Origin of the sequence: Cereibacter ovatus (assembly GCF_900207575.1) — a bacterium.
In the GTDB taxonomy this organism is placed as follows: domain Bacteria; phylum Pseudomonadota; class Alphaproteobacteria; order Rhodobacterales; family Rhodobacteraceae; genus Cereibacter_A; species Cereibacter_A ovatus.
The window spans coordinates 1-24,043 of sequence record NZ_OAOQ01000029.1; the positions used below are offsets into that span (position 1 = coordinate 1).

The 24,043-nt window shown below is 65.1% G+C and carries 24 protein-coding genes; 6 read left to right on the forward strand and 18 right to left on the reverse strand.

Annotated elements, in window-relative coordinates:
- From CRO07_RS17340 to CRO07_RS17385, 10 genes are all read right to left on the reverse strand, one after another.
- Nucleotides 1-612: HK97 family phage prohead protease (locus CRO07_RS17340; RefSeq protein ID WP_176504622.1), on the reverse strand; the 612-nt coding region annotated here is incomplete at its 3' end.
- A complete protein-coding gene (locus CRO07_RS17345; protein ID WP_097031890.1) occupies nucleotides 605-2,014 on the reverse strand; it encodes a phage portal protein in 1,410 nt (469 codons plus the stop codon). The genes CRO07_RS17340 and CRO07_RS17345, both read right to left, overlap by 8 nt.
- A gap of 107 nt (nucleotides 2,015-2,121) precedes the next feature.
- Nucleotides 2,122-3,471 carry a restriction endonuclease subunit S gene (locus CRO07_RS17350; RefSeq protein WP_097031891.1) on the reverse strand — a complete coding sequence of 450 codons (1,350 nt, stop codon included), beginning with the start codon at nucleotides 3,469-3,471 and terminating at the stop codon, nucleotides 2,122-2,124.
- Between the two features lie 44 nt (nucleotides 3,472-3,515).
- Nucleotides 3,516-5,996: an N-6 DNA methylase gene (locus CRO07_RS17355; protein WP_097031892.1), complete on the reverse strand. Its 2,481-nt coding sequence runs from the start codon at nucleotides 5,994-5,996 to the stop codon at nucleotides 3,516-3,518.
- A gap of 2 nt (nucleotides 5,997-5,998) precedes the next feature.
- A complete protein-coding gene (locus CRO07_RS17360) occupies nucleotides 5,999-6,193 on the reverse strand; it encodes a type II toxin-antitoxin system Phd/YefM family antitoxin (protein WP_097031906.1) in 195 nt (64 codons plus the stop codon).
- Between the two features lie 55 nt (nucleotides 6,194-6,248).
- Nucleotides 6,249-8,042 carry a phage terminase large subunit family protein gene (locus tag CRO07_RS17365; RefSeq protein WP_097031893.1) on the reverse strand — a complete coding sequence of 598 codons (1,794 nt, stop codon included), beginning with the start codon at nucleotides 8,040-8,042 and terminating at the stop codon, nucleotides 6,249-6,251.
- On the reverse strand, nucleotides 8,032-8,544 hold the full coding sequence (locus tag CRO07_RS17370) for a hypothetical protein (RefSeq protein WP_097031894.1): 513 nt from the start codon (nucleotides 8,542-8,544) through the stop codon (nucleotides 8,032-8,034). The genes CRO07_RS17365 and CRO07_RS17370 overlap by 11 nt, the downstream gene beginning before the upstream one ends.
- Nucleotides 8,545-8,861: 317 nt before the next feature.
- A complete protein-coding gene (locus CRO07_RS17375) occupies nucleotides 8,862-9,710 on the reverse strand; it encodes a DUF7146 domain-containing protein (RefSeq protein ID WP_097031895.1) in 849 nt (282 codons plus the stop codon).
- Between the two features lie 79 nt (nucleotides 9,711-9,789).
- The gene (locus CRO07_RS17380) at nucleotides 9,790-10,050 is read right to left on the reverse strand and encodes a hypothetical protein (protein WP_097031896.1); all 261 of its coding nucleotides are present in this window, start codon (nucleotides 10,048-10,050) and stop codon (nucleotides 9,790-9,792) included.
- A 15-nt stretch (nucleotides 10,051-10,065) separates the two neighbouring features.
- Complete coding sequence (locus tag CRO07_RS17385; RefSeq protein ID WP_141400107.1) at nucleotides 10,066-10,701, reverse strand: hypothetical protein; 636 nt, start codon at nucleotides 10,699-10,701, stop codon at nucleotides 10,066-10,068.
- 215 nt (nucleotides 10,702-10,916) lie between these two features.
- Between CRO07_RS17385 and CRO07_RS17390 the strand changes: the two genes are divergently transcribed.
- The 3 genes from CRO07_RS17390 (at nucleotide 10,917) to CRO07_RS17400 (ending at nucleotide 13,436) form a co-directional block, all read left to right on the forward strand.
- Nucleotides 10,917-12,020 carry a site-specific integrase gene (locus CRO07_RS17390; protein ID WP_097031907.1) on the forward strand — a complete coding sequence of 368 codons (1,104 nt, stop codon included), beginning with the start codon at nucleotides 10,917-10,919 and terminating at the stop codon, nucleotides 12,018-12,020.
- A gap of 79 nt (nucleotides 12,021-12,099) precedes the next feature.
- Entirely contained in the window at nucleotides 12,100-12,882 is a 783-nt protein-coding gene (locus CRO07_RS17395) for a phage minor head protein (protein WP_097031898.1), read from the forward strand.
- Nucleotides 12,882-13,436, forward strand: coding sequence for a hypothetical protein (locus CRO07_RS17400; RefSeq protein ID WP_141400108.1), 555 nt, complete (start codon nucleotides 12,882-12,884; stop codon nucleotides 13,434-13,436). The genes CRO07_RS17395 and CRO07_RS17400 overlap by 1 nt, the downstream gene beginning before the upstream one ends.
- A gap of 312 nt (nucleotides 13,437-13,748) precedes the next feature.
- Here CRO07_RS17400 and CRO07_RS17405 read toward each other — a convergent pair whose 3' ends face one another.
- Both CRO07_RS17405 and CRO07_RS17410 read right to left on the reverse strand, forming a co-directional pair.
- Nucleotides 13,749-14,846: a Fic family protein gene (locus CRO07_RS17405; RefSeq protein WP_097031908.1), complete on the reverse strand. Its 1,098-nt coding sequence runs from the start codon at nucleotides 14,844-14,846 to the stop codon at nucleotides 13,749-13,751.
- Between the two features lie 132 nt (nucleotides 14,847-14,978).
- Nucleotides 14,979-15,365 carry a hypothetical protein gene (locus tag CRO07_RS17410; protein WP_097031900.1) on the reverse strand — a complete coding sequence of 129 codons (387 nt, stop codon included), beginning with the start codon at nucleotides 15,363-15,365 and terminating at the stop codon, nucleotides 14,979-14,981.
- Between the two features lie 126 nt (nucleotides 15,366-15,491).
- Between CRO07_RS17410 and CRO07_RS17415 the strand changes: the two genes are divergently transcribed.
- Genes CRO07_RS17415 through CRO07_RS17425 form a run of 3 tightly spaced genes read left to right on the forward strand, consistent with a single transcriptional unit; the run spans nucleotide 15,492 to nucleotide 18,888 of the window.
- Complete coding sequence (locus CRO07_RS17415) at nucleotides 15,492-17,069, forward strand: recombinase family protein (RefSeq protein WP_268876273.1); 1,578 nt, start codon at nucleotides 15,492-15,494, stop codon at nucleotides 17,067-17,069.
- Nucleotides 17,066-17,956 carry a ParB/RepB/Spo0J family partition protein gene (locus CRO07_RS17420; RefSeq protein ID WP_204840054.1) on the forward strand — a complete coding sequence of 297 codons (891 nt, stop codon included), beginning with the start codon at nucleotides 17,066-17,068 and terminating at the stop codon, nucleotides 17,954-17,956. The genes CRO07_RS17415 and CRO07_RS17420 overlap by 4 nt, the downstream gene beginning before the upstream one ends.
- A complete protein-coding gene (locus tag CRO07_RS17425) occupies nucleotides 17,953-18,888 on the forward strand; it encodes a plasmid partitioning protein RepB C-terminal domain-containing protein (protein WP_097031902.1) in 936 nt (311 codons plus the stop codon). Before CRO07_RS17420 ends, CRO07_RS17425 begins: the two co-directional genes overlap by 4 nt.
- 314 nt (nucleotides 18,889-19,202) lie before the next feature.
- Here the strand turns inward: CRO07_RS17425 and CRO07_RS19445 are convergent, their stop codons facing one another.
- The 6 genes from CRO07_RS19445 to CRO07_RS17455 form a co-directional block, all read right to left on the reverse strand.
- On the reverse strand, nucleotides 19,203-19,334 hold the full coding sequence (locus CRO07_RS19445; protein WP_328589363.1) for a hypothetical protein: 132 nt from the start codon (nucleotides 19,332-19,334) through the stop codon (nucleotides 19,203-19,205).
- A 22-nt stretch (nucleotides 19,335-19,356) separates the two neighbouring features.
- Nucleotides 19,357-19,602 (reverse strand): hypothetical protein, encoded by a 246-nt coding sequence (locus CRO07_RS17435; protein WP_235841097.1) that lies wholly within the window; start codon nucleotides 19,600-19,602, stop codon nucleotides 19,357-19,359.
- Complete coding sequence (locus CRO07_RS17440) at nucleotides 19,599-20,273, reverse strand: YcbK family protein (protein ID WP_097031904.1); 675 nt, start codon at nucleotides 20,271-20,273, stop codon at nucleotides 19,599-19,601. The genes CRO07_RS17435 and CRO07_RS17440 overlap by 4 nt, the downstream gene beginning before the upstream one ends.
- 73 nt (nucleotides 20,274-20,346) lie before the next feature.
- Complete coding sequence (locus CRO07_RS17445; RefSeq protein WP_097031911.1) at nucleotides 20,347-20,655, reverse strand: hypothetical protein; 309 nt, start codon at nucleotides 20,653-20,655, stop codon at nucleotides 20,347-20,349.
- Between the two features lie 32 nt (nucleotides 20,656-20,687).
- On the reverse strand, nucleotides 20,688-22,613 hold the full coding sequence (locus CRO07_RS17450; RefSeq protein ID WP_097031905.1) for a DUF2793 domain-containing protein: 1,926 nt from the start codon (nucleotides 22,611-22,613) through the stop codon (nucleotides 20,688-20,690).
- Nucleotides 22,614-22,624: 11 nt separating this feature from the next.
- The coding region (locus CRO07_RS17455) for a phage tail protein (protein WP_204840055.1) at nucleotides 22,625-24,043 on the reverse strand (1,419 nt) is incomplete at its 5' end.

Below are 24,043 nucleotides of genomic sequence, written 5' to 3' on the forward strand. Positions count from 1 at the left end.
CTGGCCGTCGATCCAGGACTGGTCCAGCCCGGCGATGCGGGCGATGGAGCGGATCTCGGTGTTGATCGCGGCGCGGGTCTGCGCCTCGGGCGGGGTGGTGATATCGGTCATGTGGGTCTCCATGCGGATGTGGGCGCCGGGATCGGCGGGCGTCGGCACCAGGGAAATCTCGTGGGGTGTCCAGCGCACGGCGGTCAGCACGCGCGCGCCGCTCTCGGTGGTCTCGGCCCATTCCTCGACCGAATAGCCGACCGAGACATGGCGCAGGATCCCCGACAGGACGTCCTGCCAGAGCGGTTCCACTTCTGGCCGGGACGAGAAGCGGATCAGCGCCGTGCCGCGCTGGCCATCGACGGCGGCAGACTGCACGCTGCCAAGCACATCGCGGACAGCGGATTGCCGGTGGGCATCCAGCACGCTGGCCCCTTGCAGCCGCGACAGGTCCACCGCTTCCGGCGCAAGGCTGAGGCGTTCGACATATTGGCCAGCCATGTCGCGGCGGCGCACAGGCGCGCCGGTGGACCAGATCACCTCGACGGTGCGGTTATCGCGGTTGGCGCTGGCCGGGGCCAGGTCAGCGCGGCGCGTCAGCAGGGTGACGGTGTCATTCATCGGCGGTATCCTCCTTGGCGGCGGGCGGCGCACCAAAGCTCAGGCCCAGCGAATCCGACCGCGCCTTGTCAGCGGCGATCTCGGCATCGACCTGTTCGGCGTCGTAGCCCCGTTCGGAAATCGCCTGTGTCCGGCTCTTGAGCCCGGCGTTGATGGCGAGGATCTCGGCCTCGACGTCTTTCTTCGGATCGACGTAATCGAACTTGGGCGGGAGCCACTCGCAGGCGAGATAGGCGGCCGGATCGCGGTCGAAGTCGCGCGCAGGCAAGTCGCCCGACAGTACCGCCAGCCGTACGAAGCGGTCCCAGACCGGGCGGCAGAACAGATGCACGACCACATTGTGCTGCAACTGCTCGACGCGACGACGAAACTCGATCAGCCCGGCGCGGATCGAGGAATAGGTGACGCCCTCCAGATCGCCTGAAACCAGTTCGTAGGGCAGGCCTATCCCGGCTGCGACGGCGCGCAGGTGGTTCTTCACGAAGGGCGCGTAGGCATCGTGCTCGGTCGGGTTGGAAAAGCGGATATCGGTGCCAGGGGGCAGGGGGATCAGGCTCCCGGGTTCCATGCCCACGGTTAGCGCGCCATTGGTATTGGTGCCGGTCAGGCCGCCCGCCGTGCCGTCGGGATCGGTGATGAAGCCGGTGAACAGCGCCGCCACCTTGGCCTTGACCAGCGCCGCATCCTCGAACTGGTCCAACTCATGCAGGCGCAGCAGCACCGGGGCGAGCCAGGTGATCCCGCGCAACTGGCCAGCTGCCAGCGGCTTGAACAGATGCAGGCAATCGGTGGCGGGAAGGCGCAGCGGTTCCAGCCGCAGCGAGGTCAGCGGATCGCCGGGCCGGTTGCGCATCACCCAATAGGCGATGCGCTGCCCAGCGCCGTTGAACTCGATGCCAGCCCGGATGCGCGCACCACCGCCGATGTCGCGATGCAGATCCAGCGGCACCTGGTCCCGGTCCAGCAGGTCGATGTGCAGGGGAACCGCATGGGCGTCAGGCAGGACGCGCAGCCGTGCGAAACTCTCGCCGCCCTCGACCATCGCCCGCACAGCCATGGCCTGCAGCCCATAGAAATCAGCCAGCCCACCCGGATCGGCATGATCGGTCCAACGAAGCCACAGAACCTGCAGCCGCTCGCGCACCGCTCTATCGGGATGGGTAGATTGCGGCTTGATCCCCGCACCGACGACATTGCCCACGAGGCTGTCCACCGCCGCCGCGACCCACGGGTTGTTCCGTGCATACCACCCGGCCCGCCGCGCTGCCGTGGTCGCACCCGCCAGGATCGCTGTGTTCAGCCCATCGACCGTCCGCGCCCCTTCCCAACGGCGACCACCACCCGCAGCGTCAAACGCACGGGTGAAGGGGCGGCCGAACAGGCGGTGGAGCAGGCTGCGCATGCGGGGAGAGTCGCATGGCAGGATGGCGGCAAGCTATTGGGAATGTTCGGGAAAAATTGGATGGGGCTGTCGTGCGAGGGGAATGCACGATAGCCCCTGATCGGGCGTCATGATGCAGCGGCGATCTGGGCTGTGGCGTCGTCCACCACCTCGGCGGCATAGACGGCGGTTTCGAAGTCGGTCCAGGCTTTCGCGCGGGCCTTCGCGGCCTTGTCGCGCTTCTGCACGCCCGAGGCGTGGGCGTCGGTCAGGGCCTGAACCATCTTCTGTTGCTCCGAGACGGGCGGCAGCGGGAAGGTGAGGCCCATCAGCACAGGCTTGGACACATTCTTCATCATGCCGGATTCGTTCGAGAACTCTCGTTCGATCTGTGCCCGGACATGATGCAGTCCCAAGACATGGGCAATGAACGCAGGGACGACCTGAGTTTCGTCAGGATCGACGACACGGAAAATCTTGTCGCAGATCATTAATTTGTCGCGCGTCAGCGTGACCTGTGCGGCACGTCCGACAAGCCGACCGACACCGCTGGCGCGGGTTATGAGGATGTCGCCGTTCTTCACCTCAAGCCTCGGTCGAGGCTTTAGCTTCGGCGGAAGTGCCTTGTTCTCATCTTCTCGATACTCGCCGGAAGAAGCTGCGCTGACCTTCAAGACGCCCCATTCTCCCGGCTTGGCCGGGCGATCCAGACAGCCCGGGCTCCAGCCATTTTCCAAGTCCGCGATTACATCAGCCAGTTTGACCATCGGCCAAGGCGATGCGTGTGAGGTGCCACCGTCCACTATCCTGCGGAGGATTCCCTCATGGCTCCAGCGGTCCAGATCCTTGAAGTTCGCCACGAACACCGGGCGGTCGGGGAGGGGGGTGGGCGGGGCGAAGCCGAGGGCGGATTCGAAGGCAAGGGCGGCCTTGGCCTCGGTCTCGGCGGCCTCACGCTCCAGCGCCGCCGCATGATCCAGCGCCGCGCGCCAGGCGGCAACGATGGCCTGCTGCTCGGGCAGTGGCGGGAGGGGGATGCGCCGCGTCTCGAAAAACTCGGGCCTGATCCTGCGCTTGGTCGTGTTGCCAGACGCCTTGCCGGTCAATTCCGCCATGAACTCGGGCGTCCTGATGACCATGGCAAGGTAGTCGCGGTCAATCTTTGCCGGGTCCGGGGCATAGACGGGGTATTCGGGGCTGACGGCGACATGTTCGAGCGTGTCGCCCACAACGCAGAATGATCCCTGACCCACGCGGATCTTGGAAATGATCAGGTCACCCGGCAACGCCTCGAACAACGGTCCCTTGTAGCCGCGCTTGGCCTTCTCGTCGCGCAAGAACAATTCGCCGCCGAAGGTGACCTTGGCGATGACGTTCAGCGTGTCGAGCGGGCGTGCCGTCTTGTCGATGGGGACGACGCGGCGTTTCAGGAAGTCCTTGAGCGGAACGGTCGCGTGCACGAACTTGCGCGCGGCCATTTCCTCACCTTCGATCCAGGGCTCGAGAGCCCTCCACTGACGGATCAGGCAGCGGAGGGCAGGAGAAAACCCGGGATCTGCGCGGGGTCGGCCCCGGCCTCCACCCATGTCTCGAACGAACGATATGCCTCCAGCAAGGCGGGCAGTTCGTTTGGCACGGTCTCGCCGGTGTCGCCGGTCGAGGTGATGCCGACCGTCTTGGGGGCGGCCACGAAGACCGGATAGTCGAACACCTCACGCACGGTGGCCCAGAGGGCGGCATCTTGTGCGGCGTCGATGGCCCGCAGCCCGGCGGTCAGGTCGCGCCAGAAGGCGTCCGACTGCTTCTGCTTTGCGGTATCGAAGGCGGCGCCATAGTCGCGCTTCAGCTGGGTCGCCTTCTTGGCGTCCTTGGCCGTGCCCTTCCATGTCGGCTTGCCCACCTTGGTGGCCCCGATGCCGCGCGGGTAGTCCGGTTCCGGCCCGGCCCTCCATTCCGGCAGACAGCGTTCGATGCCCAGCTTGGAAAGGTCGGCAAGGATGCCTTCGATCTCGTCATCCTCGACGGTGATGACCTTGCGGCCGATATCGGCGCAGATGGCATCGCGCTTGGCATTGAAGGCGGCGTCATGGGTGGCATGTGCGGTCGCCCACGCGGCTTCCCAAGCGGTCTCGTCGGCCTCGGTGAAGCGCCGCACGAAGACGAGCGACGCCTTGACGGTGGCCTTGGCGGAACTGAAGGTTTCCTCGGGCAGGCTGACCACGGCAAGGATGCGCGCCTTGCCCTCGCACCAGCGGCGCAGCCAGGTGAGCGAGGGGTTGTTGAGGTTGCCGTCGGGCAGCACGATGCCCATGCGCCCACCCGGTTTCAGCAGCTTCAGGCAGCGTTCGACAAAGACGATCTCGGTCGCGCGGTTCTTCTTGCCTTTCCCGATCTCGTAGAGGTCGAGGATCTTGGACCCCATCGCCTTCTGGATCGCGGCATGGCTTTCGCGCCAGGGTTCGCCATAGCGGCTTTCGCAGCGGTTCACATAGGCGTCGTCGGTCGGCACGCGGGTTTCCTCGCTGCCGCCGACCTTCTGGTCGTCACCCACGTTCGACCCGAAGGGCGGGTTGGTGATGATGATGTCGAAGCGGCCGGGGAAGATGCCGTTAATGTCGACGAGGCCGTCGTGGTAATGGATGCCGCCGTGGCCGTCGCCGTGCATGATCATGTTCATCTTGGCGGTGCGGGCGGCGCGGGGCTCGGCATCGCAGCCGAAGACGCAGTTCCACGCCAACCGACCGACGCGGGTGTCGATCGGCTTGTTGTTATCGTCCGAGGGCAGCAGTTCGCGGTTCAGCCGGGCGAAGGCTTCGTCGATCAGCCGCTCTTCCTCTTCGATTGGCAGCTTCTTCGCCTCGATCTCGGCCTGTGCCTTGTCCTTTTCCTTCTGGATGTCGGCGGCGACGAGGCCGCGAACATGCTCGAACGCGCGGATGAGGAATCCGCCCGATCCCGAGGCCGGATCGCAGATCAGTTCGCCCTCCTGCGGGTCGAGCAGGCTGACCATGAAATCGACAACCGGGCGGGGCGTGAAGAACTGGCCCAGTTCGCCCCGGAAAGTGTTGCCGAGGAACTTCTCGAAGGCGAGGCCCTTGATGTCGTCGCTGGTCTTGGACAGGTCGAACCGTTCCAGTTCCTTCACGAGGCGGCGGAAGGTGGCCTCGGAGATTTCCAGCCGGTCGGCCGCCGTGAACAGGTCGTCGGCCTTGTAGTAGGCCTTGGTCTGTTCAAAGAGGCCGTCATGCACCTCCGGGTCGGTGGGCAGGCGGGTTGAGGCGCGGCGGTCGAGGAAATCGACGGTGAAGGTCCCGTGCAGTCCCGACCGCTCGACATACATCTTCACGAACAGGATCTTCGAGATCGTGTCGAAGGCCCGGCCCGGGTCCATCTTGTGGACATCGCGCAGGATCGAGTGGCACTTGAACAGGAGGTCCTGGAATTCCTTACGGTTAAAGACGCGGAGCTTGCTGCGGATTTCCTCCAGCCGCTTGGCGTCGCCCCAGTCGGACGCCTTGGGGATTTCGTTGATCTGCACGAAGTCCCCCGGCGCGCCCGGGACCAGCTTGAAGATGGCCGTGAAGCGGTTGTTTGTGGTGATGAAGAATTCGCACGCGGCGGAACGGGTGTAGCTTTCGCCCTGATAATAGTCGCGGAGGTTGATCTCCACGCTCTCGGCCTTGCATTCGATGACCAGCACGGGCGAGACGCCGGGTCCGGCGTTCGCCTTCGCGGCAGTTTCCCAGATGACGATGTCGGCACGCGCGCTGCGGCTGCCCGAAATCATGCGCTGTTCCTGCCGCATCTGGTCGAGCGAATAGCCGTAGTTCTCGCACAGGTGCCGCACGAACTTCTGGCGCACCAGTTCCTCGGGCTTGCCGGTGCTGTCCCGCCATTCGCCTTTCAGCGGAATCCATATCCAGTCGCCGTCCGTGTGAAGGGACTCTGGCGTGGCCGGCCATGGCGTTGTCGGGGCCGTTTTCGGCTTCTTGGTTGCAGCCATGGTCACTCTCCTTCACGAACAGGTCTTGTCGGCAGGCGGTCGGCGCTTTCCAGCGCCTTCAGCCGTTCGAATTCCTCGATGGCGACCACGACGACGACCGGTCGCCCGTGCTTTTCGACCACCACGGGTTCGGCCCGCGCGGTGTCGATCAGCAGGCCAAACTGATGCTTGGCGTCCCTGGCAGACATGGTCTTCATGATGACCCCCTGATTTCGGGTCACAGTGACCATAAGAGTCCGAATTTTCAATCCGTCATTTCATCCACGAGGATCGGATGACCTCCGGACTGCGCGGACGAACAGCGAGGCCACGTCCTGCAAAAGCATCCACCTCCTCGTTCAGCCGCATCCCCATACTGATCAGCCCATGCAGGGCGGCGTGGGCGTAAACAAAGGTGTCCAGCGCCTCGTTGCGTTCGCCGTCGCGCTTGGGTTGCCAAGAGCGGATGGGTCGGCCCTTCTCGAAGCGGGTGACGACGCGTTCGGCGGTCAGCTGGCGGAAGTAGTCCGCGTCGAGGCGGCGGGGAAAGTGGATGGCGCCGGGGCCTGGTTCGGTCAGCTTCAATCGGGCGTAGACGGCGTCTTTCACGGCATCGACGCCGACGATGAACAGCGGGATCTTTGCCTTGTTGCTGCGGGTTGGGCGGCGGGGCCAGACGGGAATGCCGGGACCGCCACGGCCCTTGATCGCCCAGATGCGGCGGGCGAGGCGGGTGCGGCAGAACTCATAGGCCATCTTGGTGTGGTGGCCGCCGGTGTCCACCGCGACGGCGCGCACGGGTAGTTCGCCCCAGGTGCCGTTCAGAACGCCATCCAGGTCGGACCAGAGGCGCGGGCCCGAAGGGTCGCCCCAGAGCACGCGGTAGTCGATGACCCACGCTTCCTCGTCGCGGCCCCAGCCGACAACCTGCACCTCGATCCGGTCGCCCTGCACATCGACGCCCGCCGTCAGCACCGCCACGCCGGGCGCAAGGTCGCTGCCCCAGTCCTCGCGCCGGGCCATCAGCGGGTCGGCGGGAACGGTGTCACCCGCCTGGTCCTCCCAGGACTCGCCCAGCTTGGTGTTGACCCAGACCTGCAGGCGCGCGGGATCCTTGGCGACGCGCGCATGCTCCTGCGCGATTTCGGCCCAAGTCTCCCAAGGGGAATAGAGCGATGACAGGTGGAACCCCGCGGTGCGGCCATCGCCCGGCGCGGTCGGCCGCCATTCGCCAGCGGCCAGCAGGCGGGGCTTGTCGTGCTCGTGATGCACGCCGCCGCAGGCATCGCAGACCAGATAGGCGGCGTCGCGCTGCCCCTCGGGCCAGCGGATGCGAGCCCAGGTGATCGGGGCCATGTCGCCGCAATGCAAGCAGGGGACGTGGAAATACCGCTGGTCGCTGTCGAGATAGGCCGCCTCGATGCGGGAATGACCTTTCAGGGTGGGCGTGGAAACCATGTAGATCTTGCGCCGCCCCTGGAAGGTGGTGGTGCGCTGGATGGCAAGATCGACCGGATCGCCCTCGCCATCGGCATCGCCGGGATAGCCGTCCACCTCGTCCAGAAACAGGTAGCGCACGGGTGTGGACCGAAGGCCCACGGCGCTGTTCGCGCCGGTCATCACCAGCTGGCCGCCAGGGAAGGATTTGCGGAACAGGCTGTTCCCGGCGTCGCGGGAACGCGGTGCCGACACCAGATCGCGCAGGGCAGGGGTCGCTTCGATCAGCGGGTCGATCCGGACGGTGGTGTTGCGCCGCACCATGTCGAGCGAGGGCATGACCAGCATGGCGATGCCGGGGGCGTTCTGGATGATGTAGCCAAGCCAGTTCAGCCCGGCCTCCGAGCCACCGGTTTGCGCGCCCTTCATCAGCACGACCCGTTCATAGGGGCTGGAGGTGGACAGCGCGTCCATCACCGCCCGCAGATAAGGCGTGCGGTCGGTGCGCCAGCGCCCCGGTTCCGCCGAAGTGGGCGGCAGGATGCGGTGGCGGTCTGCCCAGTCCGAGACCGGGATCGGTGGTTCCGGGCGGATGCCACGTCGCCAGGCGAGGTCAATTTCAGGCACCATCGCCAAAACTCCCCAAGGGCAGGTCGGCTAGGTGTTCCAGATGCTCGCGCATCATCCGGTCCAGCGCGGCGAAGGTGGCACGTGGATCGGCCCCGACCTCGGCGGCCAACAGCGGTGCGGTGCGCTGCACCCAAGCCATGTGGGCGTCGCGTTCGGCACGCGCGCGGGCGAAGACAGTGCGGGTGGCGGCGGCGGTTTCGACCAGCAGGCCCTGTTCCTTTTCGAAGGCCAGCTTGGTGCGCTGCACCTTCACGATCTCATGCAGCCGTTTGGCCTCCGCCAGCGTGGTCGAGACGCGGGCAGGGGCCGCGAAGGCACCGCCCTTGTTGCGCCGGGCGGGGTCGAGGTTGTCCTCGATCCAGGCGAGGCCCACCGCCACGTCGATCTGGCCGTCCGGGCGCACCGGAAGACCCTCGGCCACCAGTTGCGAGATGCGCCCCTTGGTCAGGCCGACGCGGGCGGCGAAGGCGGTCTTGGTTTCATGGCTGTCGAGTTTAGTCATTTTCGCCCCCTGACGCTGGCGGGCTTATGCGCTGCGCTCCCCCGCATAGGAATTGGCCCGGGAGGAACCGCCGCTTTCCCGATCCTTGCCGATTGATGCCCCGCAGACCGGCCCGAAGGGCGCAGCGCATGACGCAAGAATGACGGGTTTCGGGGCGTAAGTCGTTGATAGTGTTGAGATGACGCACCTGCCCGGGGAACATTTTATATAGGGGGTATATTGAGTGTTCAGGGTTGGGTGGTTTTCCCCCTTTATCAAAAAGGTTAGAGCCAAGTGCGTCATCTCAACACTTTCAAGGGGTTGCGGCTGAAAGTCCGTCATTCTTGCGTCACCACTGCGTCACTGTGATGCCGAGGAAGAACCGGCCTGCGCTGGTGCGCTTGTGCTGGATCCCCGCCACCTGCGCCTGGACGCGCTGCACGAAGCCGTTGATCGCGGGGATCTTCTCGGGCTTGAACCCCTCGGCCTGCGCCCAGTTCTGGAAGCGGAGGTGCGCATCGCGGGTGGCGAGCATCGGGCCGCTGGATCGCCAGCACCTCGCCCGCCGCATCGGTCGCCAGCGCGACCATCGCGCCATAGCTGCCATATGCGTTCCGGCGATAGCGGAGGCAGTCGGGGGGCTGAATGGCGATCCCGCGCCCGACCAGATAGGCATGGGCCGGTGTGCCATTCGGAACCTCGGTCTGGCGGACGATTTCTGCGACCTTGGCTGCGAGTTCGGCTTCCGACAACTCCACGGTGCGGGACGGGCCAGATGCCGGGGCCTTGGCGGGTTTGGTGGTGGCGGGTTTGGCGGCGGTCCAGGAGGCCGGCATTTCCGCATCGCCCAGCCAGTGGCGCGCCCAGTCCCATGCAGATTTTTCGTCCATCCCGAAGTGATGACGGATCAGTTCCGGCCCAGCGCCGCCCGTTCCGGCCTCGTGGTCAAACCAGCGCCCGGCATCCTTGCCTGTGATTTCCACCGCGATGCTGCCCTTGCTCCCGAAGCGCAACTGCTGCGCGCTGGACAGGGCGCGGTTCGGGGTGCCGAGCAGTTCCACCGCAAGATCGGCGATCCGGTCGTTCAGCAGTTCCGCCACACGGGTCACGGACATGCGCTTGGACGTACGACCTTTGCGCGTGGGCGGCACGTCGTTGAAGTCGAGCGGATTGTCCTGAAGGGTCATGGGGCGGGGGTTCGCTATGCATCTGATGGAAATGGAGCCCGCGACCGGATCGCGGACCTCAGGACATTTGCGGCTGCCGTCACTCGCCCGGGGTGAAACGCTCCTGCTGCGCGATCCAGTTCAGCAGCGTGCTTTTGCGGGCGCAGATCACCGAACCCATCTTGAAGTGCGGCATGCCCCTCGGGGCCTCGCCGGTCAGGTAGTAGACCTTGCGGCGGTGCTTCACGTCGCCGAACATGAACCTGGCGATCTCGTCCGCGCCGCGAAGGAGGTCATCGCCGAGCGTCACCTCGGTGGCGGTCTGCTGAAGGTTCTCGACGGGGCCGGGGTGTTTGGTCATGGCTGGGTCTCCTTTCTAGCGCAGGGCGTCCTGCAGGAAGTGGGCGTCAAGTCCGTGGAGGCGGCGCCAAGCGGCGCGAACCTGCATGCTGATGTTGATGCTGGCGGTGCTCAGCGCGTTGGCGCGGGTCGCGATGGCCAGCTTGTAGATGCGTTCGGCGGCGGCGGCCTGCGCCGGGGAAGATGCCTTCGAGAGTTTGGCGAGGCCCTGCGGACTTCCAGCCAGCCACGGAAGCATCTGGAACGTGTCCTTCGATGTCGCGTAGCCGATGATCAGGTCGCTCTTGCCAGGCGGCGCGTCGGGAAAGATGGTGGCGAAAAGGGGCGGCACCCGCAGGAACAGGAACTTCCGGTCGATCAGGTCCAGATGCCAGTCGTCCTCCGTTGATCGGACCAGCGGTCCCTCTTCGGGCGAAATGGTCTCCGCAATCGAGGCCGTCAGCGCGGACCATGTGCCGGGTCGTGTCTTTGCCATGGCCTCGGCCACGATGCGGATGTTCCAGGCGAAGTGTTCGCTGATCGCGGCACCGATCGAGGCGATCAGCACATCCTCCTCGCGCCACATCCGCTTGAAACCGCCATGCTCCTTTGGGGTTTTCAGCGCCTGAATGGCACCGGCAGCTTGCAGGACACGCAGGCTGGGCAGGGGCATCCCCGATGCCGCCACAGCTTCCGCGTCGCCATGAAAGAGCGGTTCGGGCGCTTCCGCACCGTTCCGTTCGCTGGCTGTCATTGTCATGGGCTCCGATCATGAACTAGGGCTTTACACGCGCAACAATACGTTGCAAGTGCATCTGAGACGGTTCATATCACCAATTAACGGGCTTTGACAACTGGTCCCGTTTCTTACGCTAACGGAGGGAAATGATGGCCACGATCCGCAAACGCACACTGCCTTCGGGCCTGGTCCGCTGGCAGGTGGATTTCACCGACCAGGCGGGCAAACGCCGGTCAAAGCTGTTCCCGCGCCGCAAGGATGCCGACGTCTATCTGGTGAAGGTCCGCTCGCTGGTCGCGAACCACACCTATCTGGCCGACAGCGACAGCACGACCGTGGCCGATGCGGCAAAGGCGTGGCTCGACCATTGCGAGGTGCGCTGCAAGACCGGGCGGCGGATGGAGAAGTCCACCCTGCGCGGCTACAGCGACTATGTGCGACTGCACATCACCGCGCCTGAGATCGGCATCGGGGACAAGCTGATCGCGCAACTGACCCGCCGCCATGTCAACGAGTTCCGCGACCGGATGCTGCTGAACGGCCGCTCCGAACACCTGACCCGACGCGCGCTGTCGGTGCTGAAGCTGGCGCTGGACCACGCCATCGACAACGGCCAGCTGTTCACCAATGCCGCCCAAGGCGTGCGGGTGATCAAGTCCAGCCGGATCGAGCACAAGGCCCCGGTGCCGACCAAGGAGGCGATCCGCGCCCTGATCGAAGCCGCCGCCGAGGATTTCAAACCGCACCTGATCGTGTCAGCTTTGGGCGGATTGCGCGCCTCCGAACTGCGGGGCCTGCGCTGGCAGGACGTGGATTTCGACAAGGGCTTCATTCGCATCCGCCAGCGCGCCGATGCTTACAACCAGATGGGCGAGCCGAAATCACGGGCAGGCTTCCGTGACATCCCCGCCGGGCCGATGGTGCTGAACGCCCTGCGCCGCTGGAAACTGCGCTGCCCGAAAAGCGAGTTGGGGCTGGTGTTCCCGGCACCGCAAGGCGGGATACTGCAGCACACCAAGACCCAAGCTCGGTTCCGCAAGCTGCTGGAAAAGGTCGAGGTGACGATGCGCTGGCACGACCTGCGCCACTTCGCCGTGTCGCTGTGGATCGAGCAGGGCTTCTCGATCAAGGAGGTGATGACCTTCGCGGGCCACTCCTCGATCCAGATGACCATGGAACGCTACGGCCACCTGTTCCCGTCGCCGGATCACCAGAAAGCGATGGCCATGGTTGAGGCGAAGCTGTTGGGGTGATCCTCTCCGTACGGTCGGTTAACGTGATCTTCACTCGATTTTTCGAAGATGGCTCGGCCGACCGCAGAGGCCCTCCATCATGACCACAACCTACACCGAGGCCTATCGGACGGCCTTCGTTGAATACCTTCGCCGGGGAACGCCGATCCGCCTGTCGCTGAAGCAGGTCGGGGTCACGGATCAATATGTCTGGCGTACGCTGCGCGACGAGCGTGTGCGCCCGTCTCACCTGATGAACGATGGCCGCGTGTTCTCGTGGTCCGATCCTCCCGCCACCGGGCATCCTGGCGAGGACTACAACTGCCGTTGCGAGGCGGTCCCCTTCGTGGCCGGTGAAACCGAGTTCGGATATCACGAATTCACTACGAGCCTCGCGTCGAGCTATGATCGGTGGACCAACAGCGACTTCGTCTATCACTACTACAATGGCGGTGGGCGCGCCGTCACCCTTTTGGAGATAGGACACCTGCGAGAAATTGCCGAGCAATACGCCTATGGCGATGGGACCGAGGGTGCGTTCCGCCGCCTCGTGGACCAGATCGCGGATGAAGCGCGGGCGTCGGGCGCGGGGTCGCTCAGCTACGACTTCGGCGCTCCGTATGATTTTGGTGATGTCGCATTCTCCCATGGCGATGGTGTGGTTCGCGGAAGCTTCGTCGGTCGTGTTCAAGACCGTGGCGCGATGCTTCGGATCACCGGCGAGACAACCTTCGAGTTCAGTGACATTTTCGAGGATCCGCTGGATGTCGGCATCGAGGCCGGGGGCAGGCCCTATCCGATCACCGGCAACTGGACGGCGCGCTTCGTCGCCGAGGTGATGAAGGATGCCGGGCGCAGCGCGTACGGCGGGGTCGGCGAGTGATGATATCCAGGGCGCGATCTCTTGCGGGCGCGCTTGCCCGTTACGCGCTGCTCGGACTGACCGGGCTGATCCTCCTTTGGGCAATGGTCGCCGGTGCTCGTTGGGCGACAGGTTCCCGGGAATCGGTGAACCTGCCGAATGGAATGCATTTGGGCCGAGAGTTCGATTGGAACCTCAACGGCCGCTGGGACCTGTTCGCAACAGATGGGCGAACGCGGCTCGCGCGCGACATCGAGTTCGTCTGCTTCAACGACCGGTTCATCTACGTGCAGGCGCGCGAGCGTGCTTCCGAGGGCCTCTATGACGCCCAGACCGACAGCAGGGTGAGCGCGGACTACGCAGAAGCCATGGACATCGGTGGGCTGCACAAGGACGGGGAAAGCTGCGGCGGATACTACACGGGCTGGATCGGCCCCGGCCTCTTGCTGGACGATGGACAAGACCCGTTCGTTCCTCCATGCGAATGGCGGAACATCGACGATGAAAGTCTTCGCGACCGGGACTGGTTCGAACGGCCCTGCGCCCCGGGACCATGGCCGCCAGGCCAGCCATAAAGGTTTGGAATGGATGATTCCCATTTCTTCCCAACGGTTTGCGGCAGTTCCGTGCGACATGACGCCGACGTTGCGACCTCGAAAACAGCCTAACAATATGAAATGACGCGATTATTCTGGATCAGAGGGTACCCCTCATAACCTGAAGGCCGCAGGTTCAAATCCTGCCCCCGAAACCAAAATTCTAAATGATATCAAAGACTTCAAGGCCGAGCGTAACGCTCGGCTTTTGTCGTTCCAAATTCTTGTCAACACCTGGTCAACGTTTATCGAGCCCCCCATCGACGGTGCGGATAATCGTCGCCGCGACCCTCACAGCACCAACTCGTAATGCGTGTTGCGCCCGCCGCCTTCGCCCTTCCGGAGCAGACCGAGGTCCAGTAGAGCCGCGATGTCACGGTTCGCCGTGTCCTGCGAGCACTTGGCGATCACCGCCCACTTCGACGAGGTCATCTTTCCTTCGAACCCATCGAGTAAGCGGTTCAGTACCTTGATCTGGCGCCCGTTCAGCGCCAGTGCTGCAGTGCGTTCCCAGAACTGGCCTTTGGCGACGACCGCCGCCAAGACGCCATCTGCGCCGTGGATGGCACGGCCGAGGCACTCGAGGAACCACAGGATCCAAGCCGTGACGTCCGTGCCACCCTTCTGGGTGCGCTCAAGCTGGTCGTAGTACGCGTTCCGCTCCGTCCTGATCTGCGCAGACATGCTGTAGAATCGCTGCGAGCTCCCCTCCGACCGGGCAAGCGCTAGGTCGGCGATGGCGCGGGCGATGCGGCCGTTGCCGTCCTCGAAGGGGTGGATCGTCACAAACCACAGATGCGCCAGCGCCGCCTTGATCACAGGGTCGGTGGCCAAGGGCGCGTTGAACCATGCAAGGAAGGTTTCCATTTCCTCCGCGACGCGCGGTGCTGGCGGGGCCGAGTAGTGAACCTTCTCCCGGCCATAGGGCCCGGACACCACCTGCATCGGGCCGGTGCTGTCATCGCGCCAGCCTCCGACGATGATCTTCGTCATGCCACTGCGGCCGGTTGGGAACAAAGCCGCATGCCATCCGAAAAGGCGCTCGGCGGTGAGCGCGGCCTGATAGTTCCGCGTCGCGTCCAGCATGACCTCGACGATGCCCTCCACATTGCGATCGGTCGGGGGTAGGGCGCCGATGTCGATGCCAAGCCGTCGGGCGAGGGATGACCGCACCTGAGTGGCATCCAGCTGCTCACCCTCGATCTCGCTCGTCTTGACGACATCCCGCGTCAACGTGTGCAGGACCGCCTCCTCGCGCAGCTTGAAGCCCAGCGCCTCCATCCGGCCGATCAATCGCCCCTGATCGTGACGCACTGCAGCCAGGGGGGCAGCAATGCTGCCATCCTGCCACGTCAGCTTCGGCCAGTCTGGTTGTTCCCAGATGTACACCACATTCTCCGCGCTAGATGCGGCGATTGTGGGCCGCATTCTCCGCAAGCGCAAGGAAAAACGCCGCAGATCGTGCGGAGAATGATGGGCGTATTCTCCGCATTTCCATTATGCCCTGACCAGTTGGTGCACCTAAAGCTGTGATGATCCCTCGGACACTGGGTCATCCTGTCCGAGGTTTTGTAACACAAGAAGCCGTTCCGTACAGCTTGGACATCTGTGCCGCTGCTTCTCCGACAGTCGCTCGGCCTTGGCCAGAATGGTGATCAACACCGCATCGGAATGCTGCGCGAGCCGGATCAGATGCTCTCCGCTCGGCCCGCGTTCGCCAGACAGCCAATACTTGGCTGTCCGCTCACTCGCTCCGGTCCAGCGCATCACCGTCTTGATGGCCTGATGCGTCGGCCCCAGTTCGCGGCGCAGGGCATCGGCAATGGCCTTTCGATAGGCGGTCTGATCGGCGTCCAGGTGCACAGTTGTGCCCATTTTCGGCACAGATGTGCCCATCTTGATCCGCATCGTGGCGTCCTCCTCCGGTAAACCTGTGGAGAAGACAACACAGCGGCAGATTCCATTTTGCGCCCCAGCCCATACCCCGGGTCCGACCAGACGGAGACGCCTGCATGAACTGATCGGGAGACGGGAATGGCAGGCAGAGAGCTGCCCTCAAGAAAAGATCCGGCGAACACCCCGCCACGGCGCCGTGCGGCTGAATATGTGCGCATGTCGACGGACCATCAGAAATACTCGACCGAAAACCAGTCGGATGCGATCCGCAAGTACGCGGAGGAACGCGGCTTTGAATTGGTCCGCTCCTATGCCGATGCCGGAAAGAGCGGGCTGAGGATCGAGGGTCGCGAGGCACTGCAGCAGCTGATCCAGGATGTACAAGACGGCACCGCGGATTTCGAGGTGATCCTTGTCTATGACGTCAGCCGATGGGGCCGTTTTCAGGATGCCGATGAATCCGCCTATTACGAATACATCTGCCGTCGCGCCAACAAGCAGGTCGAGTATTGCGCCGAGCAATTCGAAAATGACGGCGGCCCGGTTGCCACGATCGTCAAGAGCGTCAAGCGCGCGATGGCCGGGGAATACAGCCGGGAACTTTCCAACAAGGTCTTCATCGGACAGTGCCGCCTGATCGAACGCGGCTTCCGGCAGGGCGGTGCGGCGGGTTTTGGCCTTCGCCGGGTCTTGCTTGATGAACGCGGTGAGGTGAAGGCCGAGCTGAAGCGTGGCGAGCACAAGAGCTTGCAGACAGACCGGGTGATCCTGGTTCCCGGGCCAGACGCCGAGGTAAGAACCGTCCGCTGGATCTACAGCCGGTTCCTCAAGCACGGCCGCTCGGAAAGCGAAATCGCCGCAGAACTGAATGAGCGCGGGATACTAACCGATCTCGACCGGGCCTGGACCCGCGCCACCGTCCATCAGATCCTGACCAACGAGAAATACATCGGCAACAACGTCTACAACCGGCGCTCCTTCAAACTGAAGCAGAAGCGGGTGGCGAATGGCCCTGAGATGTGGATCCGTTCGGAAGGGGCGTTCGATGCCATCGTCGAGCCGAAACAGTTTCAGAAAGTGCAGGCGATCATAGCCGCCCGCAACCGCCGATTCTCGGACGACGAGATGTTGGATCGGCTGACCCGGCTCTTCCAGCGCCACGGCTACATATCCGGTCTGGTGATCGATGAGGCCGACGGAATGCCGTCCAGCGGCGCCTATGCCCACCGGTTCGGCAGCCTGATCCGGGCCTATTCCCTCGTCGGCTTCACACCGGACCGGGACTACCACTACATCGAAGTGAACCGCTTGCTGCGGCTGTTCCACGGCGACGAGGTGGAGCGTGTGATCCGCGAGATCACCCGACTCGGCGGCACCGTGACGCGCAATCCGGCGACTGACCTGCTGACGATCAATGGCGAATTCACCGTCTCCGTCGCTGTCGCCCGCTGTCGCGAAACCTCCACCGGCGGCCTGCGCTGGAAAATCCGTTTCGACACCGGCCTCGTGCCCGACATCACCATCGCCATCCGGATGGACCGAACGAACACCGCCGCGCTCGACTATTACCTGCTGCCCCAATTCGAGATGCGAACAAAACCCCTGGGGCTTGCCGAGGAGAATGGCCTGATGCTGGACGCTTTCCGATTTGAAACGCTGGATTTTTTCTTCGACATGGCCCGCCGCGTTCCGGTTGCCGAGGTGACACCATGGTGAGCGAAGTCGAGATGCGGGACGAAGTGCAGATCATCCCGATTTCCGCCATCACGGTGGAGAACCCGCGCGAACGCTCGGAAAAGACCTTCCGCGCGCTTGTCGACAGTATCGCCAAGGTCGGGCTGAAAAAGCCGATTACCGTCGCCCGGGTTGATGGTGAGGCAGGGGACGCCTGGCGCCTTGTCTGCGGTCAGGGGAGGATGGAGGCCTATGCTGCCCTTGGCGAAACCCACATCCCGGCCATCGTCGTAGATGCGAGCGAGGCCGAGCGCCTTCTGCGCAGCGTGATCGAGAACATCGCCCGCCGCCAGCAGCGGCCGCTCGAGCTGTTGCAGGACATCGCCATCTTGCGCGACCGGGGATATACGGACCATCAGATCGCCGACAAGACGGGGCTTTCCCTCGCCTATGTCCATGAAATCGGCGAGTTGATCGCCAACGGTGAAGAACGCCTGCTGATCGCGGTCGAGACCGGGCAGATGCCGCTCAGCGTCGCGCTCTACATCACTCGGGCCGAGGAGAAGGACGTGCAGAAGGCGCTCGAGGCTGCTTATGCCTCCGGTGAGCTGCGCGGAAAGAAATTGCTGGAGGCGCGGCGGCTGGTTGAGTTGCGCCAGCGCCACGGCAAGCAGCGAGGTGGTGCGCGCAACAAACAGCCACGAGCGCGAATGACATCTGCCGCGCTGGTCAAAGCCTATCGCGCCGAGGCCGAGCGTCAGCAGGACATGGTCCGCAGGGCGCAGTCGACGCGCAGCAGCCTGCTGTTTCTCGATGCGGCATTTCAGTCTCTGCTGAAGGACGAGAACTTTCTGACGCTGCTCCGTGCCGAGGGCCTCGACAGCTTGCCGCGCATCATCATCGACGGGTTGCGGGAACCAAGAGCATGACACAGACAGGAAAAATGCCTCCGCCGAAGAGCCCGGGATTCGAGGCGAACCTGCGCACGATCCCTATTGATGCGATCCTTCCGGTCAAGCAGTTGCCAGTCACCGTGCCCAAGAGTCAGAAATATGGTCAGATCGCCGCGTCGATCCGCGAGGTCGGGCTGATCGAACCGCCGGTGGTCGCCCGCGCGGCTGGGCAGGACGGATCCTTCATCCTTCTGGATGGCCATGTTCGTCTGCATGTTCTGAAGGAAATGGGCGAGACGACCGTCACCTGCCTGGTGGCGACCGACGACGAATCCTTCACCTACAACAAGCGCATCAGCCGCCTCGCCACGATCCAGGAGCACAAGATGATCCTGCGCGCGGTCGAGCGCGGCGTATCGGAGGCCCGCATCGCGGCAGCCTTGAATGTGAACATCGCGCTGATCCGACAGAAGCGGACCCTGCTGAACGGCATCTGTCCGGAGGCGGCCGAACTGCTGAAGGCCCGGCACTGCCCGATCAACAGCTTCCGGTCCCTGCGGAAGATGAAGCCCTTGCGGCAGATTCAGGCGGCGGAACTGATGATCGCGGCCAACAACTACACGGTGCCCTATGTCGAGGCGATCCTCGCAGCATCTGACGCCACAGACCTGGTTGACCCGGCTGCAAAGAAGCCACCTGCAGGCGTAACACGCGAACAAGCCGAGCGAATGAAGGCCGAGATGGCCAACCTGCAAAAGAACATCAAACTGATCGAAGGCTCCCTTGGGCCAGATCACCTTCGGCTGGTGGTGGCCGGTCGCTATGTCGAGCGGCTTTTGCAGAATGACCGTCTCGCCCGCTACCTCGACAAGAACCATGGCGAAATCCTCGGAGAGTTTCGACAGATCGTCGCGGGCCTCGCGCAGTCAGTTTCCTCGACGGAGGCGGGAAGCAACAAAGGCGCGTAGTTCTTCGGTCAGCTTGTTGTCGACGATGGGGACCCGGACCCGAAAGCGCGGGGACCGCAGGAGACGCCGGACAGAGGGCCGGATCAAGCGCGGCGGCGGGGATGGCGGCGAACCCGCTCGGAGCCCGCCAGGCTGGTTTGAGTTTTCACCGGCCCAATGGTCGGTGTCCGGCCATTGAAACAAGCGGGCGCATTCGCCGCCGAAGATGAATGCGCCCGTTTATCATGGCGAAGCCCTTAAATTTCTCGTTCCACCGGAACCTGAATCCTCTGAGGCAGACGGAGTTGCATTCGCTCAGCTGCCTGGAACAGCTTTCACCGGCACGCCCGCGCCTGGTCGCGCAAGACGGCATAGTCGCTGAGCATCCGGACGATGACGGCCCCTTCCGGCAGCGCCTCGACCTCATCGGCGGCCCGCGCTTGATCTGCTGCGGTGTACTCGACCACGGGCGGGCAAGGTGCACGGGTCTCAGAAGCGCCCATCGCGCAGCCTGTCAGCCAGAGCGCCACGATCAGGAGGGCGGCGGGTGGCGGCGTCGAGCATCTGGCGGTGGATGACATCGTTTCTCTCTCGGGCATCAAGCCGTTCGGCGGCGCGCCCAGCGCGTTCGCCCGCACGGCGCAGGTTCAGGAGGAACAGTAGGATCGCTGCGGCTGCGACGAACAGGCCCAGCGCCTTGCGCGCCGGGCCATGGGTCAGAAGCCAGCCGATCACCGCTGGCCCCGTTTCCAGTCGTCGAGCCGCGCGTGAATGGTGACCGCGATGCCGATCAGCGCGATGGCGATCAGTACCCATCGCAGGGTGTCGAGATAGGGCACCAGAGGCTGGATCGTGGACTGCGTCTCCGCAAGAACGTCCTGCAGCACTTCAATACCGGCGGCGCCAACGGTGGCGGCACCTGCCGCACCGCCACCGCGCAGCGTGCGGCTTTCCGACAGGACTTCGCGCGCGGGCGGCAGTTCCGGCGCGAAGGGCACGGGCCGGGCCGGGAAGGGATCGCCCCAGGATCGGGCAGGCCCGAGGTCGATGTGCATGAAGCCCGACCGGGGGTAATAGCCGAAGCCGAGGAAGCCCACGGCACGCGCCGCCGCCTCGAAGGCCACGGGATCGTGGTTCGCCATGGCGATGTCGAAAGCGGTGCCCTGCATGTGCTTCGAGGCCGTGGCCCCGCCGACGGCGCGGTTGTGTTCGGGGCTGCGATAGGCGGAGCGGATGATCAGCGGCTTGCCCAGCCGGTCGCGCAGCGCCTGTAGCTTGTCCATGGCCTCGGTGTTGATCTTGATCGCGCCGGTGCCGCGGCAGGCGATCTCGGCGGCCGAGAAGTTCGGCCAACGCCATGCAGTCGCGGGCAAGTCGCGCCAGTGGGGGTAGGTCAGGGTGGGCATCGTGGATCCTCCAGATGAAAAAACCCGCCTCTGGGGCGGGGGATGTGGTCGTGGTGGTGTGGTCGCCAGGGGGTCAGTCGGATCGGCCGCGCTGGAAGGCGTCGAAGAGCATGTCCCGCATCGAGCGGATGTCGGTCTCGATCCGGTCGAGGCGGTCGCCATCGGCCTTGCGATCCTCGCTGCGCTGCTTGTCGGCGCGGTCGCGTTCGGTGATGAGTTCGCGATCAAGCCGGTCCAGCAGGGCCTCGTTGGTAAACGCTTTGCGCGTGATCGCCGCGATCAGGGCCATGGTGCCGCCGATCAGCGCGGTCAGCGCGGCCGTGATCCCGTGGTCCCGAAAGGCCCGCGCGACTGCGTCGGCGAGAGTGGTGTGGTCGTTCATCATGGTCCTTTCCGGCCACGGGGCGTGGCGCTTCAGTAATCGGTCTCGACGTAGACGCCGGAGCAGTCATAGGCGACGGCCGCGGCGGTGCTGCCGTTGTTGAGGTAATTGCGCGGGCTCAGGAGCTGGGTCGCCGCGGGCATGTCGGTTGTGATCGTGGCCTCGGCGACCGCGCCCGAGACTTCCTCGACCACGCGGATCCCGACCGCGCTGTCGTTCGGGGCCGCCGCGATGTAGAGCGTCAGGACATTGGTCGTGCTGGCCACCGGGAAGCCCGCGCCAAGGTCGATCAGCGTCGGCGCGCCGGTGCCGTCATTGTGCACGATCTGCCAGTTGGCATGGGTGCCACGCTCGAACCCGATGCCCAGCGCGTTGACGACGGCCGAAAGGGTGAGGGTGGTCGACAGCGCCGCGACCGATCCGATCAGGCCGAAGAGGCCCATGCCGGTCGGCTGCAGCGTCACCAGCGACAGCCGGTTCACATAGGTGAAGCCGCCAAGGCCATCGGCATTGCCGCGCCAGCAGACCCAGCCTGCCGAGCGTTCCTCGGCTGCCGCCCCGGCCGTGGCCGCCGAGGTCATGCGCCAGCGCCGCATGGAGGTGGAGAGGTTGGTGGTAGCCAGCGTCGGCGTCGCCGCAGTTCCGACCGCCGTGCGCGGCATTCCGTTGGTGTTGATCGTGGTGCTGGTCGAGGGCGCCCATGTCGCGATCCGGTTCACACCGAAATGCGGCTGGAGCGGGAAGTGGCGGCCCGATGGGCGTTCGACATCGAGCCAGCCCATCCCCGCCCGGTCGCGGGCATAAAGCGCAAGTTTGCCCGCGGGCGGCGGCGAGGGGACGGAACCATGAGCGGGCAGGATGACCGGCTCGGCCAGCTCGACGCGGCCGCTGCTGCGGTCGATCCTGATCGCGTCGAAGAACGCCGATCCGTCCGGGCTGACCTTGAAGCTGAAATCGTCGTTGCCAAGCAAGCCAATCAGCGCCCGTGCCGAGAACCCGGTCTTGAAGGCGAAGGCCGCGTCATTCCCGGCCGCGGCCTTGTTCACCGTCGCTTCGATCCCCGCGCCTGCATTGTTCAGGAGGACCGCAGGCGTGTTGACCGAGATGCGGTTGTAGCTGTCGGCCGTGCCCCCGCCGAGGCCCAAGAATTGCGCGGTCAGGTTGGCCTGCGGCATGCCGACCTGTGTGACGGCATTGGCGAAGGTGACGGTGGGCGTGTTCACCACCGTGGTGCCGCCCGCGCCAGCCGTGGCGGAGCCGATGTTCACGACGGTGGTCGACCCAGACGCGCCGCCGGTGCCGATGTTCACGGTCTTGGTGACGCCGGTGGTCGTCGCCCCGGTGCCCATTCCGTAGGTCGCGGTCGTCGTGGCCGTGCCGATGCTGGCGGACGCTGCCGAGACGGTGACCGTGCCCGAGGCAGTCAGAGTCCCTGAAAACGTCTTGTTGCCGGAGAAGGTCTGGGTGCCCGCGAGGATCGCCAGCTCCGACGAGGTGTTGGGCAGCGTGAAACTGCGCGTGGTCCCGGCGCCGATGCCCGCCAGCGAGAAGGTGGCCTTCTTCGTAGGATCGGCATCGTTCACCAGGCTGAACACGGCGTCCGAGACGTCGCGCGGCTCGCCCACCACCTCCCAGGCGCTGCCGGTCCAGACGAGGAAAATCCCCTCGGCCGCTACCCAGACCAGCCAGCCGGTGCGCGGTACCAGCCGGATCCACGCGCCGTCCACCCGGAAGGCGATGTTCAGGTCCCACCCCGCCCAGAGGCCCGTTGCGCCCGAAGCCACCAGATGGCGGTTGCCATCGGCGGGGCTGGCTGGTGGCGCGGTGCGCGTGCGGTCGAGGACGGAAAGCTGCACCATGGCATCGAGCAGGCGCAGCGCCTCGTTGTGCGTGACATGCTTCTGGGCTTGGGCGGCCAGAAGATAAGGCAGCCCCAGATGGGTCGTGGTGTCGGACATGGGAAATCCCGTCAGAACTGGAGGGACACGGTCGCGGGCGTACCGCGCCCGAGGCGGTTCGAGAGCTGGAAGATGCGGAGCGCCAGCATCTGGCCGGGCCCCAGCGGCGCACCCCAATCGGCTGTCTGCTGGGTGGCGGTGTAGAGGACGGAGGTTGTGCTGCTGGTCAGCGTCCGCCTGACGACAGCCCCGTCGAGGATCTGGACGTCGTAGCTCTCGACCTCTTCCGCTAACGGCGCCTCGACCTGCTCCCAGGCATCGGCGACCAGCGCTCGGGATCGGCGCGTCCAGCGGATGGTCAGATCGCCGGGGCTGCGGGCAGTTCGCCACGGCCGTTCGACATGGACTGGCGCGAAGGGAACAAGGCCGCGCCCGGTCGGAATGAAGCCCAGCGCGGCGTAGCTCGCATCGCTGACCGCGCGCGCGGCCGGGCCCACGCGCCAGTTCCACGGCAGGCCGAGTTCAGCTTCGGCGATGGGGAGCGCGGCCAAGGTCGCATCCAGCACCACGACCCGCGCCCCGGCAGGGGTCGGATTGCCCATGGCGTGTTCCGTCCCGCGCTGGCCGCGCAAGAGGCGGGTCAGCCGATATCGGCCGGGGGCGATCAGTTCGGCCGCGCCTGCTTGGACGATTTCCCAGACCCCAGCCGCTGTCTCGACGGCGACCGCATTTGCCCCGCCGAACAGGGCCACGTCGGTCACGCTTTCCAGCGTGCCAGACAGCAGATCGACGACCAGCGCGTTGCCGAGATCGAAGCGGGAGGTCGGCCCGGGATAGAAGTCGAAGGCCAGTGTCCCGATCCGCGCCCGACTGCCGAAGGTGGTGAGCAGATTGAAGCCATCCGTGGAGGCGCTGCGGAACACGGCGATCTCGCCTGGCCAGGGGCTGGCATGGGCGGCAATGAGGGGTCGATGGGCGGGCTGGTCTTCGGTGATCTGCGGAAGGTCCAGCATCACCACCTCGGGCGTGCCGAAGACGACGGGGCTCGCGAGCGACGCGGGCCGGGGATCGCCGGGTGGAAGATCGTAGGCGGCACGGTCCTGGCGGACGGCCTCGATCCCGCGCGCCTCTGCATCGGCGACCGAGACGAGCCGGAATTCCACCTCCCGGCCGTCATGAGCCAGCCGGATGACATCGGCAGGGTCCAGCGCCAACCGCGAGGGCGGCAGGCGGAAGGTCGCGCTCTCCCGGCCGATCCACGCCTCCATCAGGGCGCGGCGGCAGCGGCGTTCGGCCTCCTCGGGCGGGATCGCCATCGGAAAGGCCTCGGAGGCGATGCGTGTGGTGTCGACGGTGATGCGCCGTGCCTCGACGAGGGCCGCGTCATAGTCCTCATCCGCCCGCGCGACCTGCCACTTCAGGGCCTGAGGCAGCTCGGTCTCCTGGCCCCGGGTCAGCTCAAAAGCCTCGCCCTCGCGGCTGGCGACGAG

Bases quoted from the DNA above. Each gene is read 5' to 3' on its own strand.
- CRO07_RS17345 (WP_097031890.1), bottom strand. From the start codon at position 2,014: ATGCGCAGCCTGCTCCACCGCCTGTTCGGCCGCCCCTTCACCCGTGCG.
- CRO07_RS17350 (WP_097031891.1), bottom strand. From the start codon at position 3,471: ATGGCCGCGCGCAAGTTCGTGCACGCGACCGTTCCGCTCAAGGACTTC.
- CRO07_RS17355 (WP_097031892.1), bottom strand. From the start codon at position 5,996: ATGGCTGCAACCAAGAAGCCGAAAACGGCCCCGACAACGCCATGGCCG.
- CRO07_RS17360 (WP_097031906.1), bottom strand. From the start codon at position 6,193: ATGAAGACCATGTCTGCCAGGGACGCCAAGCATCAGTTTGGCCTGCTG.
- CRO07_RS17365 (WP_097031893.1), bottom strand. From the start codon at position 8,042: ATGGTGCCTGAAATTGACCTCGCCTGGCGACGTGGCATCCGCCCGGAA.
- CRO07_RS17370 (WP_097031894.1), bottom strand. From the start codon at position 8,544: ATGACTAAACTCGACAGCCATGAAACCAAGACCGCCTTCGCCGCCCGC.
- CRO07_RS17375 (WP_097031895.1), bottom strand. From the start codon at position 9,710: ATGACCCTTCAGGACAATCCGCTCGACTTCAACGACGTGCCGCCCACG.
- CRO07_RS17380 (WP_097031896.1), bottom strand. From the start codon at position 10,050: ATGACCAAACACCCCGGCCCCGTCGAGAACCTTCAGCAGACCGCCACC.
- CRO07_RS17385 (WP_141400107.1), bottom strand. From the start codon at position 10,701: ATGCCCCTGCCCAGCCTGCGTGTCCTGCAAGCTGCCGGTGCCATTCAG.
- CRO07_RS17390 (WP_097031907.1), top strand. From the start codon at position 10,917: ATGGCCACGATCCGCAAACGCACACTGCCTTCGGGCCTGGTCCGCTGG.
- CRO07_RS17395 (WP_097031898.1), top strand. From the start codon at position 12,100: ATGACCACAACCTACACCGAGGCCTATCGGACGGCCTTCGTTGAATAC.
- CRO07_RS17400 (WP_141400108.1), top strand. From the start codon at position 12,882: ATGATATCCAGGGCGCGATCTCTTGCGGGCGCGCTTGCCCGTTACGCG.
- CRO07_RS17410 (WP_097031900.1), bottom strand. From the start codon at position 15,365: ATGCGGATCAAGATGGGCACATCTGTGCCGAAAATGGGCACAACTGTG.
- CRO07_RS17415 (WP_268876273.1), top strand. From the start codon at position 15,492: ATGGCAGGCAGAGAGCTGCCCTCAAGAAAAGATCCGGCGAACACCCCG.
- CRO07_RS17425 (WP_097031902.1), top strand. From the start codon at position 17,953: ATGACACAGACAGGAAAAATGCCTCCGCCGAAGAGCCCGGGATTCGAG.
- CRO07_RS17440 (WP_097031904.1), bottom strand. From the start codon at position 20,273: ATGCCCACCCTGACCTACCCCCACTGGCGCGACTTGCCCGCGACTGCA.
- CRO07_RS17445 (WP_097031911.1), bottom strand. From the start codon at position 20,655: ATGAACGACCACACCACTCTCGCCGACGCAGTCGCGCGGGCCTTTCGG.
- CRO07_RS17450 (WP_097031905.1), bottom strand. From the start codon at position 22,613: ATGTCCGACACCACGACCCATCTGGGGCTGCCTTATCTTCTGGCCGCC.